General features: G+C 68.9%; 16 protein-coding genes. 6 read left to right on the top strand and 10 right to left on the bottom strand.

The genetic code is table 11. The features are described 5' to 3' along the window. Window positions 1-24: 24 nt before the first annotated feature. Entirely contained in the window at window positions 25-681 is a 657-nt protein-coding gene (locus V6S02_RS16390) for a dihydrofolate reductase family protein (RefSeq protein WP_336401709.1), read from the top strand. Between the two features lie 15 nt (window positions 682-696). Here V6S02_RS16390 and V6S02_RS16385 read toward each other — a convergent pair whose 3' ends face one another. From V6S02_RS16385 to V6S02_RS16365, 5 genes are all read right to left on the bottom strand, one after another. Continuing rightward, entirely contained in the window at window positions 697-1,536 is an 840-nt protein-coding gene (locus V6S02_RS16385; protein WP_336401708.1) for a PaaX family transcriptional regulator, read from the bottom strand. After that, window positions 1,533-2,357, bottom strand: coding sequence for an ABC transporter ATP-binding protein (locus tag V6S02_RS16380; RefSeq protein ID WP_336401707.1), 825 nt, complete (start codon window positions 2,355-2,357; stop codon window positions 1,533-1,535). Before V6S02_RS16380 ends, V6S02_RS16385 begins: the two co-directional genes overlap by 4 nt. After that, window positions 2,350-3,174, bottom strand: coding sequence for an ABC transporter permease (locus V6S02_RS16375; protein ID WP_336401706.1), 825 nt, complete (start codon window positions 3,172-3,174; stop codon window positions 2,350-2,352). The genes V6S02_RS16380 and V6S02_RS16375 overlap by 8 nt, the downstream gene beginning before the upstream one ends. Further along, the gene (locus V6S02_RS16370; protein ID WP_336401705.1) at window positions 3,171-4,043 is read right to left on the bottom strand and encodes an ABC transporter permease; all 873 of its coding nucleotides are present in this window, start codon (window positions 4,041-4,043) and stop codon (window positions 3,171-3,173) included. Before V6S02_RS16370 ends, V6S02_RS16375 begins: the two co-directional genes overlap by 4 nt. A gap of 67 nt (window positions 4,044-4,110) precedes the next feature. Then, complete coding sequence (locus V6S02_RS16365; protein ID WP_336401704.1) at window positions 4,111-5,109, bottom strand: ABC transporter substrate-binding protein; 999 nt, start codon at window positions 5,107-5,109, stop codon at window positions 4,111-4,113. 320 nt (window positions 5,110-5,429) lie between these two features. Here V6S02_RS16365 and V6S02_RS16360 point away from each other — a divergent pair, with 320 nt between their 5' ends. The 5 genes from V6S02_RS16360 to V6S02_RS16340 all read left to right on the top strand — a co-directional run bounded on the left by V6S02_RS16360 (window position 5,430) and on the right by V6S02_RS16340 (window position 10,035). Further along, window positions 5,430-6,236 carry a methylenetetrahydrofolate reductase gene (locus V6S02_RS16360; RefSeq protein WP_336401800.1) on the top strand — a complete coding sequence of 269 codons (807 nt, stop codon included), beginning with the start codon at window positions 5,430-5,432 and terminating at the stop codon, window positions 6,234-6,236. Between the two features lie 10 nt (window positions 6,237-6,246). Next, window positions 6,247-7,131: a formyltetrahydrofolate deformylase gene (gene purU / locus V6S02_RS16355; protein WP_336401703.1), complete on the top strand. Its 885-nt coding sequence runs from the start codon at window positions 6,247-6,249 to the stop codon at window positions 7,129-7,131. Between the two features lie 24 nt (window positions 7,132-7,155). Further along, complete coding sequence (gene ligM, locus V6S02_RS16350) at window positions 7,156-8,565, top strand: vanillate/3-O-methylgallate O-demethylase (RefSeq protein WP_336401702.1); 1,410 nt, start codon at window positions 7,156-7,158, stop codon at window positions 8,563-8,565. Window positions 8,566-8,645: 80 nt separating this feature from the next. Further along, window positions 8,646-9,224 (top strand): PadR family transcriptional regulator, encoded by a 579-nt coding sequence (locus V6S02_RS16345; protein ID WP_336401701.1) that lies wholly within the window; start codon window positions 8,646-8,648, stop codon window positions 9,222-9,224. A 157-nt stretch (window positions 9,225-9,381) separates the two neighbouring features. Continuing rightward, complete coding sequence (locus V6S02_RS16340) at window positions 9,382-10,035, top strand: GntR family transcriptional regulator (RefSeq protein ID WP_336401700.1); 654 nt, start codon at window positions 9,382-9,384, stop codon at window positions 10,033-10,035. A gap of 191 nt (window positions 10,036-10,226) precedes the next feature. Here the strand turns inward: V6S02_RS16340 and V6S02_RS16335 are convergent, their stop codons facing one another. From V6S02_RS16335 to V6S02_RS16315, 5 genes are read right to left on the bottom strand one after another with little or no spacing between them, the layout of a single operon-like run. Next, the gene (locus V6S02_RS16335) at window positions 10,227-11,510 is read right to left on the bottom strand and encodes an ABC transporter substrate-binding protein (protein WP_336401699.1); all 1,284 of its coding nucleotides are present in this window, start codon (window positions 11,508-11,510) and stop codon (window positions 10,227-10,229) included. Then, window positions 11,507-12,565: a branched-chain amino acid ABC transporter permease gene (locus V6S02_RS16330; RefSeq protein ID WP_336401698.1), complete on the bottom strand. Its 1,059-nt coding sequence runs from the start codon at window positions 12,563-12,565 to the stop codon at window positions 11,507-11,509. The genes V6S02_RS16335 and V6S02_RS16330 overlap by 4 nt, the downstream gene beginning before the upstream one ends. Continuing rightward, window positions 12,565-13,446 carry a branched-chain amino acid ABC transporter permease gene (locus V6S02_RS16325; protein WP_141936500.1) on the bottom strand — a complete coding sequence of 294 codons (882 nt, stop codon included), beginning with the start codon at window positions 13,444-13,446 and terminating at the stop codon, window positions 12,565-12,567. The genes V6S02_RS16330 and V6S02_RS16325 overlap by 1 nt, the downstream gene beginning before the upstream one ends. A 1-nt stretch (window position 13,447) precedes the next feature. Beyond that, on the bottom strand, window positions 13,448-14,158 hold the full coding sequence (locus V6S02_RS16320; protein ID WP_141936498.1) for an ABC transporter ATP-binding protein: 711 nt from the start codon (window positions 14,156-14,158) through the stop codon (window positions 13,448-13,450). Beyond that, window positions 14,145-14,924: an ABC transporter ATP-binding protein gene (locus V6S02_RS16315; protein ID WP_141936496.1), complete on the bottom strand. Its 780-nt coding sequence runs from the start codon at window positions 14,922-14,924 to the stop codon at window positions 14,145-14,147. The genes V6S02_RS16320 and V6S02_RS16315 overlap by 14 nt, the downstream gene beginning before the upstream one ends. Window positions 14,925-15,015 lie beyond the last annotated feature (91 nt).

Raw genomic sequence — 15,015 nt, 5'->3', positions numbered from 1 at the left:
CCGCCGCCGTGGCAGGGTCGGCGCATGAGTCGCGTTCGCATGGACCTCAACATCTCCCTCGACGGCATCGCCGCGACGGCCGACCAGACCCCCGACAACCCGTTCGGCGAAGACTGGGGCCGGCTCGTCGAGGCCTACACCCAGACCCGCACCTTCCGCGAGCAGGTGCTCCACGACACCAGCGGCGCGGGGACGACCGGGCTCGATGACGCCTACGCCCGAGGCTACTTCGACGGCATCGGCGCCGAGATCATGGGCGCCGGCAAGTTCGGCCTGCACGCCCACCCGGATGACCCGGACTGGCGCGGCTGGTGGGGCGAGGACCCGCCCTTCCACACCCCCGTGTTCGTCCTCACCCACACTCCTCGCCCACCCCTGCAGATGCAGGGCGGCACCACGTTCACCTTCATCGAGGCTTCGCCGACCGAGGCTCTGGCCCTGGCCCGCGAGGCGGCGGGCGACAGGGACGTCCGTATCGGCGGCGGACCGACGATGGCCCGCGAGTACCTCCGCGCGGGACTCGTCGATGTGCTCCACGTCGGTATCGCCCCGATCATCCTCGACAAGGGCATCCGCCTCTGGGACGAGCTGCGGGGCCTCGACCGCGACTACGAGGTGGCGTCGGAGGTGTCCGCGAGCGGTGTCGTCCACGTCACGTTCACGCGCACCAGCGAGACCTGACCCCCGCCTCGACGATCACCCGACGAGCGCTGCGAACTCCCGCACCGCGGGGAAGGCCAGCTCGCGGTGGCGGCGCGTGAACAGCTCCAGCGAGCGCTCCGCCGGCCAGTCGTCGTCCATGTACTGCGCCGGCAGCGCCGGGTCGGCGCGCAGGAGAGCGAGCCAGTCGGCCACGAGCAGGATGCGGGTGGCGAGTGCTCCGGGAGCATCCGGGTCGACGTCGTCGTCCCACTGCGACAGGAACTCGTGGTGCGCGCGCCGGATCGATGCGATGTCCCACGCGGTGCGCACCGCCTCCCCCATCGGGAAGCCCTCGAGCTGGCTCGCGGCGAACGCCGTCACCGAGCCGGGCTTCAGATCCGGGATGATGGCGGCGAGCGCCGCAGCGAGGTCGACCTCCCCCGGGGCGATCCACAGGCCGTCGCGCAGCGGTGCGAATCCCGACCAGGTGAGGGCCGCGCGTAGGCGATGGCGGAGCGTGCGCTGATGCTCGGGGACGCTGAAGGTCACCAGCGTCCACCCCTCCCCCTCCCGCGCGAACGGGCTGGGGCTGTGCACGCGGTGCGAGGCCTCGCGCAGCACGTCGCTGCCGTGCGCGGTGAGGACGAAGCCGATCTCGCGGCCGAGCCGCCGGCGCTCGACGAGGCCGCTGTAGACCATCCGGTCGAGGTTCGTCCGCACCGCGGGGCCCGCGACCCCCGCCCCCTCCAGCACGCTCAGCAGCACGCTCGCCCGCAGCGGCTCGAAATAACGGTCGCAGACGTACTCACCGAAGAACGCCAGCAGCAGCTGGCGCGGCTTGCGCGTGAGGAGGGTGCGGTCGGGCGACGCCGACCGGAGGACGAGGGAGGTCACGCCACCGCGCCCGGCCTCACGGCCTCGCCGCGCTTGGCGCGCTGGATCTGCTCGTACACGTGCGTCCGGAGCTCGGTGAACCGGGGCATCGCCCGCGTCGTGATCTGGTCGCGCGCCGGCGGCAGGTCGATCGCCAGATCCTCCTGCACCCAGGTGGGCGACTTCGAAAGCACCACGACGCGCTCGCCGAGGTACACCGACTCGTCGATGTCGTGCGTGACGAAGAGGATCGACATCCCGCGCTCGCGGTGGAGCGTGCGCACGAGATCCTCGAGGTCGGCACGGGTCTGAGCGTCGACGGCGGCGAAGGGCTCGTCCATGATCAGCACCTCGGGCTGATAGGCGACGGCTCGGGCGATGGCGACGCGCTGCTGCATCCCGCCCGACAGCTGCCAGGGGTAGCTCTTGTCGGCGTGATCGAGGCCGACGGCCTTCAGAGCGTCGTCGACGAGGCGATCGCGATCGGCCCGCGACATCCGCTTGTGCTTCAACGGCAGCTCGACGTTCCCGCGCACTGTCAACCACGGGTACAGCGACCGGCCGTACTCCTGGAAGACCAGCGCCATGCGCTCCGGCGGGGCGGTCACCGCCTGACCGTCCAGCTCGACCGAGCCGGCCGTGGGGCGCAGGAGCCCTGCGATGCACTTCAGCAGGGTCGTCTTGCCGCAGCCCGACGGGCCGACGATGCAGACCAGCTCTCCGGCCTTCATCCGGAAACTGATGTCGCCGATCGCCTCGACGTTGCCGGTCGCCGACTCGTAGACCTTCTTGAGGTTCTGGACCTCGAGCAGCGCGTCCGTGTTCGCGAGCGTCTCAGGCACGCTCCACCTCCTTGATTCCGTGGTACCAGCGCAGCACCCGCCGCTCGACGAAACCGAAGACCGTGGCGAGCAGCACCCCGATGAGTCCGAGCAGCACGATGCCGCTCCACATCTCGGCGATGAGGTAATTGCGCTGGAAGAAGACGATCCGATAGCCGAGCCCCGACGACGAGTAGAACATCTCGGAGATGACCATGAGGATCAGGGCGATCGACAGCGCCTGCCGCACCCCGGTCATGATGCGCGGGCTCGCAGCGGGCAGGACGAGATAGCGGATGCGTTCGCCCGGCGTCAGTGCGAACGAACGGGCGGTCTCGGTCATCACGCTGTCTGTCGCCCGCACGCCGTCGATGGTGTTCAGCAGCACCGGCCAGAGCGACCCGGCGACGATGACGACGATCTTCATCGAGTCGGTGGGGCCGAGGAGCACCGCGATGATCGGGATGAGCACGGGCGGCGGGATGGCACGGAAGAACTCCAGGATCGGCTCGAGCAGCTCGCTGAGCCACCGGGTGAGCCCGATGACCAGTCCGGCGACGACGCCGATGAGGATCGACAGCGCCGCTCCGACGACCAGGCGTCCGAGGCTCGGGAGCACATCGGTGAAGAACGCCGGACCCACCCAGGTCTCCACGAACGCCTCGGCGATGACGAGGGGGCTCGGGAAGAACGGGGTCGTCGAGAAGGACGACCAGATCCCCCACAGGATGAGGAGAAGGAGGGGGAAACCGAGGGCGTACCCGATGCCCGAGCCGACGCTCGCCCACCGCCGCGAGCGGGGCCGCGGCGTGACCACGGTGCTGGTGTAGAGGGTCACAGCACTTCCTCCCCCCGCACCGACTGATGCCACGCGAGCGACCGCCGCTCGATGAGGCGGAAGACGAGGTTGACCACGAGGCCGAGGAGCCCGGTGACGATGACCAGGGCGTAGACGCGGACGTAGTCGCCGGCCGACTGGGCCAGCACGATGGCGCTGCCGAGGCCCGGGTTGCCGATCGTCATCTCGGCGGTGACGGCGAGGATCAGCGCCACCGTCGCGCCGAGGCGGAGCCCGGTCATGAGGTACGGCAGCGCGGTGGGCAGGACGAGGTAGCGGATGCGCTGCGCGCGCGGCAGTCCGAAGCTCTTGGCGGTGTCGCGGGCGACGGCGTCGACGTCGGCGACGCCGTAGAGCACCTGGACGAAGATCTGCCAGAAGCTGGCGAAGACGATGATGACGAGCGCCGCCTGCAGCTGGATGCCGAACATCAGGATCGCCAGGGGGATGAGCGCCACCGACGGGATCGGGCGGAGGAACTCCACCGTCGTGTGGGTCGCCTTCCGAAGGAACGGCACGAGCCCGATGACGGTGCCGAGGATGACCGCGAGCACCGTCGCGATCGCGAGACCGATGCCCCACGCCGTCATGGTGCGCCCGACGTTCCGCCAGAACTCGAGGTCGCGGACATCGGTGGCCAGGCGGGCGAGCACCTCGGTGGGCGGCGGGAAGAACCGCGCGTCGAGGATCCCCAGCGTCGGGATCAGCTGCCACGTGATGAGGAACCCGGCGATGCCGAGCGCCCCGAGCGCGACCTTGCGGAACGCGCGGGCGCGGCGCGCCGATCGCAGGCGGTTCGATGGCCCCTCACGGGACGGGCGCGGCGCCTCGGTGGACTTCGGTGATGACATCACCACGGAATCAGACACGGGGGAATCCTCTCGGCGGCGGAAGCGGGCGGCGCGCGGCGAACGCGGCCGCCCGCTCCGCGCGGGACTACTGCTGCTGGATGAGCCGCGAGAAGTCCGGCTCGGCGTCGATGTAGTCGTACTCGAGCGCGAGGGCGGCGAGGTCCTCGATCCCGGCGCTGCCGAGGTCGGGGGTGAAGTCGGGCAGCACGATCGCGGCGGCGGCTTCTTCGGGGATCTCGAGGTTCGAGGCGATGGCGGCTCGGACGGCGTCCTCGTTCTGCGAGGCGAATTCCAGCGCGTCAGACATCGCCGCTGCGTAGTCGGCCACGAGCTCGGGGTCTTCGTCGATCTTCGCCTGGGTGGTGAAGTTCGTCAGCACCGTCAGGCCCGGGATCGTCGCCTGGTAGGGCGAGACGACGTCGACGCCGCCGGCACCGACGATGATGCCCCGGAACGGGTCGGGAACCCACGCGGCGTCGATGTTGCCGGCCTCGAGCTGGGCCTGTGCATCGGGGAAGGCGACCTCGACGAATTCGATCGTCGAGGAGTCGCCGCCGGCGTCGTCGACCGCCTTGCGGATCGTGAGGTCGCCCGCGGCGCCGAGGCTGTTGACCGAGACGCGCTTGCCGGCGAGGTCGGCGGGGCCGGCGATGCCGGAGTCGCCCAGGGCGACGACGGAGTTGACATCCTCGCCGTCGGCGAGGGACGAGGCGTAGTTGCTGAAGACGACGACGCCGAGGTCCTGGAGATCGGCGCGGATGGGGCCGAAGGGCTGACCGATCGCGAAGTCGATGTCGCCGCTCAGCAGGGCGGGGATCGCCTGGGCGCCGCCCTGCGCGGGCACGACTTCGACGTTCAGCCCGTACTCCTCGAAGATCCCCTCGTCGATCGCGGCCCACAGGGCCCCGGACTCCGCGATCGGGAGCGCAGCCACGCGGACGTCGCGAACCTCTTCGGTCGTCCCGCCGCCGGCATCGGCGCTGTCACTGGGGTCGGCGGTGGGGCCGGCTGCGGAGTCGGTGCAACCGGCGAGGGCGAGTGCGGCTGCGGCCATCAGGCCGAGCGCGGCGAGCCTCTTCTTCATTGACGGGCCTCTCGTTGGTGTCGGAGTGGAGCCGGTCCTCGAGGCGTGACGTCGGTGCGGCGTCGGGTCGTCACATCCTCGTGGCCTGACGCCTTCATGGTCCGGCAGGTGGCATCCGCTTGTCAAGACTTTTGTGACGAGCGTCACTGAATTGTTGAATCTGCCCCCACCGGATGCCTCTTGCCATTACCTATGCTGATAGTTATTGTGGCCTCCAGAGCACCGATGCTCATCGCAGAGGAAAGGACCTCGACGTGGCACGCACCACCTCCGAACATTCCGCCGCCGCTCGCGCGCTCGTTCAGGATTACTCGCTGGAGATGACCGGGAAGGACATCCCGGGTCTGCAGGAGGCGCAGGACTCGATCCCCGCCGGCACAAAGGTGAACGTGACGTTCCTCGGCAACGAAGACCTCGAGATGCGGGTGGCCGCGTCGAAGGCGGTGAAGGAGGCCGGATTCATCCCCGTCCCGCACATCTCCGCGCGGCGCCTGACGTCCGCAGAGCAGCTCCAGGAGTTCCTCGCCCGCCTCCAGGAGGTCGGCGCCAGCGAGCACGTCTTCTCCGTCGGCGGTGACCCGGCCGAGCCCGAGGGCCCCTATGAGGACTCGCTCTCGGTGATCCGCTCCGGCATCCTGCAGCAGTACGGCGTCAAGGAGGTCAGCATCGCGGGGTACCCCGAGGGTCACCCCGACATCGCCGACGACATCCTGTGGCGCCACCTCGAAGACAAGATCGCCGCTCTCACCAAGCAGGGCCTCGACGCGGTCATCCTCACGCAGTTCGCCTTCGACACCGACCCCGTCATGGCATGGATCCAGGAGGTCCGCCGACGCGGCATCACCGCCGAGATCCGGATCGGCACGCCCGGTCCCGCGGGCATTAAGCGCCTGCTGGGCTTCGCCCGCCGCTTCGGGATCGGCGCGAACGCGATGATCGTCAAGAAGTACGGGTTCTCGTTGACCAACCTGATGGGCACCGCGGGCCCCGACCGCTTCGTCACCGACCTCGCCGACCTGCTCGCCCAGGACGGCACCCTCGGGAGTGTCAGACTGCACTTCTACACATTCGGCGGCCTGCGCGCGACCTCGGAGTGGGTGCGCGATTTCCGCGCCCCGCAATCCTGAGGAGTTCCGCATGACGCTGCACACCGATTCCCGGCGCGACCACGCCTGCCTGATCGTCCACGGCCCCGACCAGCCCGGGATCGTCGCGGCCGTGTCGTCGCTGATCGCCCGCAATCACGGGAACATCGTCACGCTCGACCAGTACTCCGACAACCCTGAGGGCGGGGAGTTCTTCCAGCGCGTGGTCTTCCACCGCCCCGACCTCACCGCGACCATGCCCGCCATCGAGGCCGACCTCGAGAAGACGCTCGCACCGCTCGGCATGACCTGGGTGCTCACCGATCAGTCGGTGCCCAAGCGCATGGCGATCCTCGCCTCGACGAGCGACCACTGCCTGCTCGAGCTGCTGTGGCGCCACCGCCGCGGCGAGCTTCCCGTGACCATCCCGATGGTCATCTCCAACCACACCAACACCGCTGAGGACGTCCGCTCGTTCGGCATCCCGTTCGTGCACGTGCACTCGCAGGGGCCCGACAAGTCCGCCGCCGAGGCGGAGATCCTCAAGCTCCTGGACGGCAACGTCGACTTCGTCGTGCTGGCGCGGTACATGCAGATCCTCTCCGAGGAGTTCCTCGCGAAGATCGGCGTGCCGGTCATCAACATCCACCACTCCTTCCTCCCCGCCTTCATCGGCGCGGCGCCGTACAAGAAGGCCAAGGAGCGGGGCGTGAAGCTCATCGGGGCGACGAGCCACTACGTCACCGCCGACCTCGACGAGGGGCCGATCATCGAGCAGGACGTCGCGCGCGTCGACCACCGGATGACGGCGGCCGACCTCCAGGCCCGTGGCGCCTACGTCGAGCGGGCCGTGCTGTCTCGTGCCGTGCAGTGGCATGCCGAAGACCGCGTCATCCGTCACGGCAATCACACGATCGTCTTCAGCGACCGACCATAACCACCGAACAGAGAGGTTCCACCCATGGCAGACAATCTGCAAGCCCTGCTCGACGAGAAGGGAAGCCCGGTCGAGTTGCTCCGCAACTCCCAGATCGGGTCCTACATCTACCCCGTCGTCCCCGCCGACTTCCAGAACTGGATCAAGGAGCAGAAGGCCTGGCGCGACACCGCCGTCCTGTACGACCAGTCGCACCACATGGACAATGTGTTCCTCCGCGGCTCCGACGCGATCAACCTGATCCGCGACACCGCGATCAACTCGGTGGAGGTCTTCCCCGTCAACCGCGCGAAGCAGTACGTGCCGACCACCGCGTCTGGTCACGTCATCGGCGACGGCATCCTCTTCCACGAGGAGGAGGACCAGTACGTCTACGTCGGGCGCGCGCCCGCATCGAACTGGCTGATGTTCCACGGTGAGACCGGCGGCTATAAGAACCTCGAGATCGAGGTCGACCGCCGCTCCCCCTCGCGTCCCTACGGCGACGCGGTCTCGCGGCGCTACTACCGCTTCCAGATCCAGGGCCCCGCCGCCTGGAAGGTCATCGAGAAGCTCAACGGCGGACCGCTCGAGCAGCTGCGATTCTTCGCCATGTCGACGATGAACATCGAGGGCATGAACGTCCGCACCCTCCGTCACGGCATGGCCGGCGCTCCGGGCCTGGAGATCTGGGGCCCCTACGCCGACCACCACCGCGTCCGCGACATCATCGTCGAGGCCGGCGCCGAGTTCGGCCTCGTGCCGGTGGGCTCGCGGGCCTACCCGTCGAACACGCTGGAGTCGGGCTGGATCCCCTCGCCCCTCCCCGCCATCTACACCGGCGAAGAAGAGCGCGCGTACCGCGAGTGGCTCGGCGTCGACAGCTACGAGGCGACCGGAACGCTCGCCGGATCGTTCGTGTCCGACAACATCGAGGACTACTACCTCACCCCGTGGGAGCTCGGCTACGGCTCGTTCGTGAAGTTCGACCACGACTTCATCGGCCGCGACGCCCTCGAGAAGATCGACCCCGCCACCCAGCGCAAGAAGGTCACGCTCGCCTGGAACGCCGAGGACCTCGGCCGGGTGTGGTCGTCGCTCCTGGATGTCGACGGCCCGAGCTACAAGTTCTTCGACCTGCCCCTGGCCAACTACGGCTCGGCGAATTACGACTCCGTCGTCGACGCCGACGGCACGGTCGTCGGGTTCTCGATGTTCACCGGCTACAGCGCCAACGAGAAGCGCGGTCTGTCGCTCGGAACCGTCGACCCCGACGTTCCCGAGGGCACCGAGCTCAAGGTCGTCTGGGGCGAGCCGAACGGCGGCTCGTCTAAGGCGTCGGTCGAGCCGCACGAGCAGACCGAGGTGCGCGTCGTGGTCTCTCCGGTGCCGTACTCCACGGTCGCCCGCCAGACCTACCAGGGCGGATGGCGCACCGGCTACAAGAACGACTGAACGCGAAGGCGAAGGGGCTCGGGCACTTCTCGCCCGGGCCCCTTTGCTAATCTCACCCCGATGCTTCGGCAAGGAGGCCCATGAGTCTGCGATACGCCCTGCTGGCGATCCTCCGCGTCGGCGCACTGTCGGGCTACGACCTGCAGAAGCAGTTCTCCCTCTCGGTCGGCCATGTCTGGCACGCGCCCGACTCGCAGATCTATCCCGAGCTGCGCAAGATGGAACAGGAGGGACTCGTCGAGGCGGAGGAGCAGACGCGCGGCGAGCGCGGCCGCCGGCGGCTCTATCACGTGACGGATGCCGGTGATCGGGCGTTCCTGGACTGGATGACCTCACCGCTGGACTACCAGCGCGTGCGCGACCCCGCGCATCTGCGGGCCGCCTACCTCGAGACCACGACCCCCGACGCCGCGCGGCACTTCCTCGAGCGTCACATCACGGCCTGGTCGGCCGAACTGGCGCAGTGGGAGGGGGAGCTGGCGCGCATCGACGCCCTGAGCAACCCGATGCTCGTCCGGCGCCTCGCCGTCACCGCCGAGGAGGACCGCGAGCGTACGATCGCGTACAAGCGCTTCGCCTACGAGGGTCTCGTGGAGCGGGCTCGCGGCGAGATCGAGTGGGCCCGTCGCGGGCTCGACCTCGTCGACCGGGTGGGCTGACGTCGCACTCTTCTCCTCCCCGCCGTCGATTGGCGACAGAATCCGCGGCGATCTCGTCGTCAATCACCGATTCGGAGTACGCTCGGAGCGTGCTCGGCGATCCTCGTCCTCGGCGATGGCCGCACGCCCGGTCGACGTCGATGGAGAGGTGGAGCGGATGACCGACACGGACGTTCTGAATGACGCGCCCGCGCGTCCGGACCTCACCCAGCGCATCCGCGACGCGATCCTCAACGCCGAGTTCGCACCGCACCAGCGGCTCATCGAGGCCGACCTCAGCGAACGCTTCGAGGCGTCGCGGGCGTCGGTGCGCAACGCGCTGCTGAACCTCGCCGGCGAGGGGCTTGTGGAGCGGCTGCCCAACCGGGGCGCCCGTGTGCGCGCCATCAGTGTCGACGAAGCCGTCGAGATCGTCGAGGTGCGGGTGGGCCTGGAATCCCTCTGCGCCCGGAAGGCCGCCGAGAACCTCACCGCCCAGGGCGAGGCCGACCTCCGCGCCATCCGCGACGGCATCGAGGAGGCCATCGCCACCGGCAACCTCATGGAGTACGCGCGACTGAACCAGGAGATGGACCGGTGCCTCCGCGAGGAGAGCGGCCACGTGACGGCGACGCAGCTGCTCGAGCGCCTGCGTGCCCAGTCGGCCAGGCACCAGTTCCGCCTGGCCTTCCACCCCGGGCGGGCTTCGCAGTCGGCCCCGGAGCACATCGCGATCATCGACGCCGTGCTCGCCCGCGACCCCGACGCGGCCGAGGCCGCCACCCGGGCTCACCTGAACGGCATCGTCGGAGTCCTGCGCGCGCTCGGCTGACAGCCCGCCTCCGCCACCGCCCCCACCCCGCCCCGCACGACCCGTCAGAACGCGCACGACCCGTCAGAAACTGCGGCCTTCGGGCGGAGCGAGCCGCATTCTGTGACGGATCGCGCACCTCGCGGAACGCGGGGCGCACGAGGAGGCGCGCCGACCCGTGGGGACGACGCGCCTCTCGAAGGGATCGCGGGTTACTCGAACGCCTCCACCGTGTCGTAGCCGCGGCCGTTGTACTTCTGCACCACGACGCTGGAGACGGCGGGCTGGCCGTCTTCGGTCGTGTCGACGGCCGTGCCCTCGAGCATGAGCGGCGCCTGATAATCGGAGACCGTCCGCAGCGCCTCCATGAAGTTCTCGCGGGTCGGCTCGGTCATCTCGGCGAACACCTGCTCGAGCGTGCCGCCGATCATGTAGCTCCACATGCAGTGGGGGAACGCCGGCATGTCGGGGTAGTCGGCGTACTCGGCGAGGTTGGTGAGGAAGTTCTGCACATCCTCGTCCTCGGCGTACGCGGGGCTCGCGGGCGCCTTGGCGAAGGACACCGAGTACACCCCCGGGAAGGCCGTCGCCCCGCCCGGCTCGAGGATCGCGGTGGGGCTGGAGGTGTTCGAGGGCAGGAACCACGACGGGAGCCAACCGAGCTCCTGCGCCTTCTGCAGCGAGGAGATCACCAGCGGGGTGATCGACATCGCGTTGAAGAAGACGTCGGCGCCGGAGGCGGCGAGCTCGGTCAGCTGCGCGTCGACCGAGGTGTCGGTGGCCTCGTAGGTGAGCTCCTCGACGATCTCGACGTTGTCGGCGCCCTCGATGGCTTCTTTGAAGCCCTCGACGTAGCCCTCGCCGTAGTCGTCGTTCTGCGCCAGGATCGCGACCTTGTGGTCTTCACCCGACGCGGCCAGCAGTTCACCGAAGGCGGCACCCTCGTTCTGGTAGATCGGCACGAATCCGAGCTGCCAGGGGCTCTCCTGGGTGTTGGAGAACAGCGGGTCGCCGGTCATGATGAGCACCTGGGGCACCTCATCGTCGATGGCCGCCTCGCGCCATGCACGGTTCGTCGGTGTGCCGAGACCCGAGGTCATGGCGAACACGCTGTCCTTCAGCTGCTCGAAGTTCGCCGCGGCCTGCTGCGGGTCGTAGGCGTCATCCAGGGCCTGGATCTCGACGGTGCGGGTGTTGCCGTCACCGAACTCGATGCCGCCCGCGGCGTTGGCGGCACCGAAGTACGCCTCGAGGCCCGCCACCGTGCAGGTGCCGGGACCGGCGGTCGGACCCGACAGCGGAGTGGTGATGCCGAGCGTGATGCTGTCGTCGGTGATGCCGGGGCTCGATGCGACGGCGTCGCCCGAGGCGTCGCCGTCCCCGGTGTTCGCGCCGCGGGCGCAGCCCGTGGCCACCAGGGCGAGGATGCCGATGCCGGCGACGACGGTCGTCACCCGCGCCCGGCGTCCCCACGTCTTCGTGTGGAACTCGCTCATGTGTCTTGCTCTCTCTCGGTGGATGGGTGGGATGCGGCGACCGGCTGCGGCGTCGCCGCCTGGGACCGCGTGCCGGGCCCTCCACCCCGATCACCGCGGCGGATGAGCCGCCGGATGACCCGGGGAAGCGAGACGAGCCCGCCGGGGAGGAGGAACAGCACGAGCAGCAGGATGGCGCCCTGCAGCATCGCGGTCAGGTTCGGGTCGATGATGTTCGTCAGCTGCGGGACCAGGACGTAGTAGGCACCGCCGAGGATCGACCCGACGATGCTTCCCGCGCCACCGACGACCATCGAGATGACGAGCTCGATCGAGTGACCGAAGCTCAGCGTCTCGGGCGAGGTGTATTGGATCACGACCATGTAGAGGAACCCGCTCACCCCGCCGATGAGGGCGGCGATGGTGAAGGCGAGCACCTTGTACTTGTAGGGCGATATGCCCATGGATGCCGCGACCGCCTCGTTCTCCTTCACGATGGCGAACGCGCGTCCGTACTTCCCCCGCACGAGGTTGCGCGTGAGGAGGAAGGTGATGCCGCCGATCAGCAGCACGAGGTACAGCTGCCACTGGTCGTCGTACAGCGGCGCCCAGTCGGGGGCGCCGGAGAACCGCGCCGAGAGCCCCTGCGATCCACCGGTGAACTCCCCCAGGCGTCGGGCGAGCGGGACGCCCACGATGGGGAGGGCGATGGTCACCATCGCGATCGCGAGACCGCCGAGGCGGGCGGCGGCCAGCGCGATCACGAGCCCGACGAGCGCGGTCAGGGCGAGGGCGAGGATGAACACCAGGATGATGTTCCACTCCTGCGACACCCCGTAGGCGGTGATGTAGGCGCCGAGGCCGACGAAGAAGATCTGGCCGAGCATGACCTGGCCGGTGTATCCCATGATCACGTTCAGCCCGAGGACGGCGACGGCGAAGACGCCGATGCGGGCGAGGGTGGAGTTGGTGCCCGCGTCGAAGACGAGCGGCAGCACGATGGCGAGGATGACGCCGAGCGCGAGCCCCGCCCACCTGACCCAGGGACGCTGGAGGATGCCGGTTGCCGTTGTCATCACACCCGCACCACGACTTTCCGGCCGAACAGGCCCTGGGGCCTCAGGATGAGGACGATGAAGAGGAGGATGAAGGGCACCGCGATCCGGAGGTCGTAGCCGATGAAGGGCACGTAGACCGCGGCGAGGTTCTCCAGAACCCCGATGAGCCACGCGGCGACCACCGCCCCCAGGGGGCTGGAGAGGCCGCCGATGATCACGGCGGCGAGCGCGTAGACGAGGGCGCCGTCCATCATCCCGGGGGTGAGGGTGAGCTGCGGGGCGACCATCGCGCCGGCGACGGCGCCGAGGGCGGCGGCCAGTCCCCATCCGACCATGAGGAGCCGGCCGACCTTCAGACCGGAGAACGACGCCGACTCGGGGTTGATCGCTACGGCCCGGAGAGCCAGGCCCAGCTTCGTGCCAAGGAACAGCCCCTGCAGGATCAGCATGATCACGACGATGACGAAGATCGTGCCGAGGGAGCGGACACTGACGACGGCCCCGAAAATCGTCACGGTGTCCAGCGGGAAGAGCGAGGGGAACTGCAGGTTGTTGTAGCTCCAGATCCACGCGCAGATGCCGGTGATGAGGGTCAGAAGGCCGATCGTCACCACGACGGCGGTGTCGGGGTCGCCCTTCTCGAAGCGGCGCATCAGGTAGCGCTCGATGAACGCCCCGATGAAGAACGACACCACCACCGAGGCGAGGATCGCCAGGATCAGCGGGAGTCCCCACACGGTGAACTGGTAGGCGATGTAGGCCGAGAGCACCGCGATGCCGCCCTGGGCGAAGTTGATCAGGCCGGTGGCCTGATTGACCAGGACGATCGCGAGGGCGAGCGCGGCGTAGATCGACCCGGTCGACAGACCGTCGACGACGAGTTGGATGAAGGTCTGCACGTCAGCCTCCCAGGTATGCGCGGCGGATCTCGTCCATGCCCCGCAGCTCCGCGGTCGAGCCGGTGATGGCGTTGTGTCCCGTTTCGAGCACCGTGGCGCTGTCGACGAGGGTGAAGGCGAGGTTGGCGTTCTGCTCCACGACGAGCATCGCGATGCCCGATTCACGTCGCAGGCGCCCGATCGCCTCGTAGACGGACTTCGCGGTGGAGGGCGCGAGACCCAGCGAAGCCTCGTCGAGGAGCATGAGGCGGGGCTTGGCCATGATCGCGCGGGCGACAGCGAGCATCTGCTGCTCGCCGCCCGACAGGGCCGAGCCGTTCGAGCGAATGCGGTCGCGCAGCTGCGGGAAGAGATCGAGGCAGTACTCGATGTCGCTCTCGATCCCCTTGCGGTCGCGCCGCAGGTAGGCGCCGACACGGAGGTTCTCGCGGACCGTGAGCCCGCCCAGGGTGCCACGGCCCTCGGGGACGTGCGCGATCCCCATCGCCGCGACCTTCTCGGGCTTCGAGCCGCGGATGTCCTTGCCCTCGAAGAGGATGCTGCCCCCGGCCCGGACGGTTCCGCTGATCGCGCGGAGGGTGGTCGTCTTTCCGGCGCCGTTGGCGCCGAGGATGCCGACCGCCCCGCCGTCGGGCACGGTCAGCGAGACGCCCTCCAGCACCTGGACGGGTCCGTAGAAGGCGGTGACGTCCTTCAGCTCAAGCAGCGTCATCGGCGGCATCCTTTCCGATGTACGCCTCGATCACCCGGGGATCGGACTGCGCTTCGGCGGCGGTGCCCTCCATGAGCTTCCGGCCGTGGTCGAGGACGACGACGTGGTCGGTCAGCGCGGCGATGAGGCCCATGTTGTGTTCGACCACGACGACGGTGATGCCGTCGTCGCGCACCCGCCGGACGGTCTCGATCAGCTGCTCCACCTCGTTGTGCGGCAGCCCCGCCGCAGGCTCATCCAGGAGCAGGAGCGTCGGGCGGCTCATCAGCGCGCGACACAGTTCGATGCCCTTGTGAAGACCGTGCGACAGCTCGTCGGCACGGACGTAGGCGGTCCAGCCGAGACCGTTGCGCTCGAGCAGGGCGAGCGCCTCGGCACGCAGCTCCTTCTCGGTGCGGCGGGTCCGCGGCATCCGGATCGACCACTCCAGGGCTCCGCCGGGAAGGCGTCCGTGGGCACCGAGGAGCACGTTCTCGAGGACCGTCTCGCGAAGCTGAAGGGCAGGATGCTGGAAGGTGCGGGCGAGGCCGTGCTTGGCCAGGCTCGCGGGCGACGAGCCCAGGACCTCGGATCCGTCGATCGTGATGGATCCGCTCGAAGGCTTGTAGTGGCCGCTGATGCAGTTGAACAGCGACGTCTTGCCGGCTCCGTTCGGTCCGACCAGCCCCGCGATGCTTCCGGGTTCCACGGTGAACGAGACGTCCTCGAGCACGCGGACACCGCCGAAGTGGAGGTTGACGTCCGACACCGTCAATCGAGCACCCATTGCCCGCCTTCCGTCGTCGCGTCTCTGCTCTGACCAGGGATCGAGTCATCCCGTGGAGGGGACGCTACGCGATCATCGTAGAAATTGTCAA

Origin of the sequence: Microbacterium sp. CCNWLW134 (assembly GCF_037083565.1) — a bacterium.
In the GTDB taxonomy this organism is placed as follows: domain Bacteria; phylum Actinomycetota; class Actinomycetes; order Actinomycetales; family Microbacteriaceae; genus Microbacterium.
Note: the sequence above shows the minus strand (reverse complement) of the source record. Positions and strands in the feature narration are given on the sequence as shown.

Excerpts from the sequence above, each read along its gene's own strand:
- ligM (WP_336401702.1), top strand. The coding sequence starts at position 7,156 with ATGGCAGACAATCTGCAAGCCCTGCTCGACGAGAAGGGAAGCCCGGTC.
- V6S02_RS16360 (WP_336401800.1), top strand. The coding sequence starts at position 5,430 with ATGACCGGGAAGGACATCCCGGGTCTGCAGGAGGCGCAGGACTCGATC.
- purU (WP_336401703.1), top strand. The coding sequence starts at position 6,247 with ATGACGCTGCACACCGATTCCCGGCGCGACCACGCCTGCCTGATCGTC.
- V6S02_RS16320 (WP_141936498.1), bottom strand. The coding sequence starts at position 14,158 with ATGACGCTGCTTGAGCTGAAGGACGTCACCGCCTTCTACGGACCCGTC.
- V6S02_RS16315 (WP_141936496.1), bottom strand. The coding sequence starts at position 14,924 with ATGGGTGCTCGATTGACGGTGTCGGACGTCAACCTCCACTTCGGCGGT.
- V6S02_RS16340 (WP_336401700.1), top strand. The coding sequence starts at position 9,382 with ATGACCGACACGGACGTTCTGAATGACGCGCCCGCGCGTCCGGACCTC.
- V6S02_RS16365 (WP_336401704.1), bottom strand. The coding sequence starts at position 5,109 with ATGAAGAAGAGGCTCGCCGCGCTCGGCCTGATGGCCGCAGCCGCACTC.
- V6S02_RS16330 (WP_336401698.1), bottom strand. The coding sequence starts at position 12,565 with ATGACAACGGCAACCGGCATCCTCCAGCGTCCCTGGGTCAGGTGGGCG.
- V6S02_RS16335 (WP_336401699.1), bottom strand. The coding sequence starts at position 11,510 with ATGAGCGAGTTCCACACGAAGACGTGGGGACGCCGGGCGCGGGTGACG.
- V6S02_RS16345 (WP_336401701.1), top strand. The coding sequence starts at position 8,646 with ATGAGTCTGCGATACGCCCTGCTGGCGATCCTCCGCGTCGGCGCACTG.
- V6S02_RS16390 (WP_336401709.1), top strand. The coding sequence starts at position 25 with ATGAGTCGCGTTCGCATGGACCTCAACATCTCCCTCGACGGCATCGCC.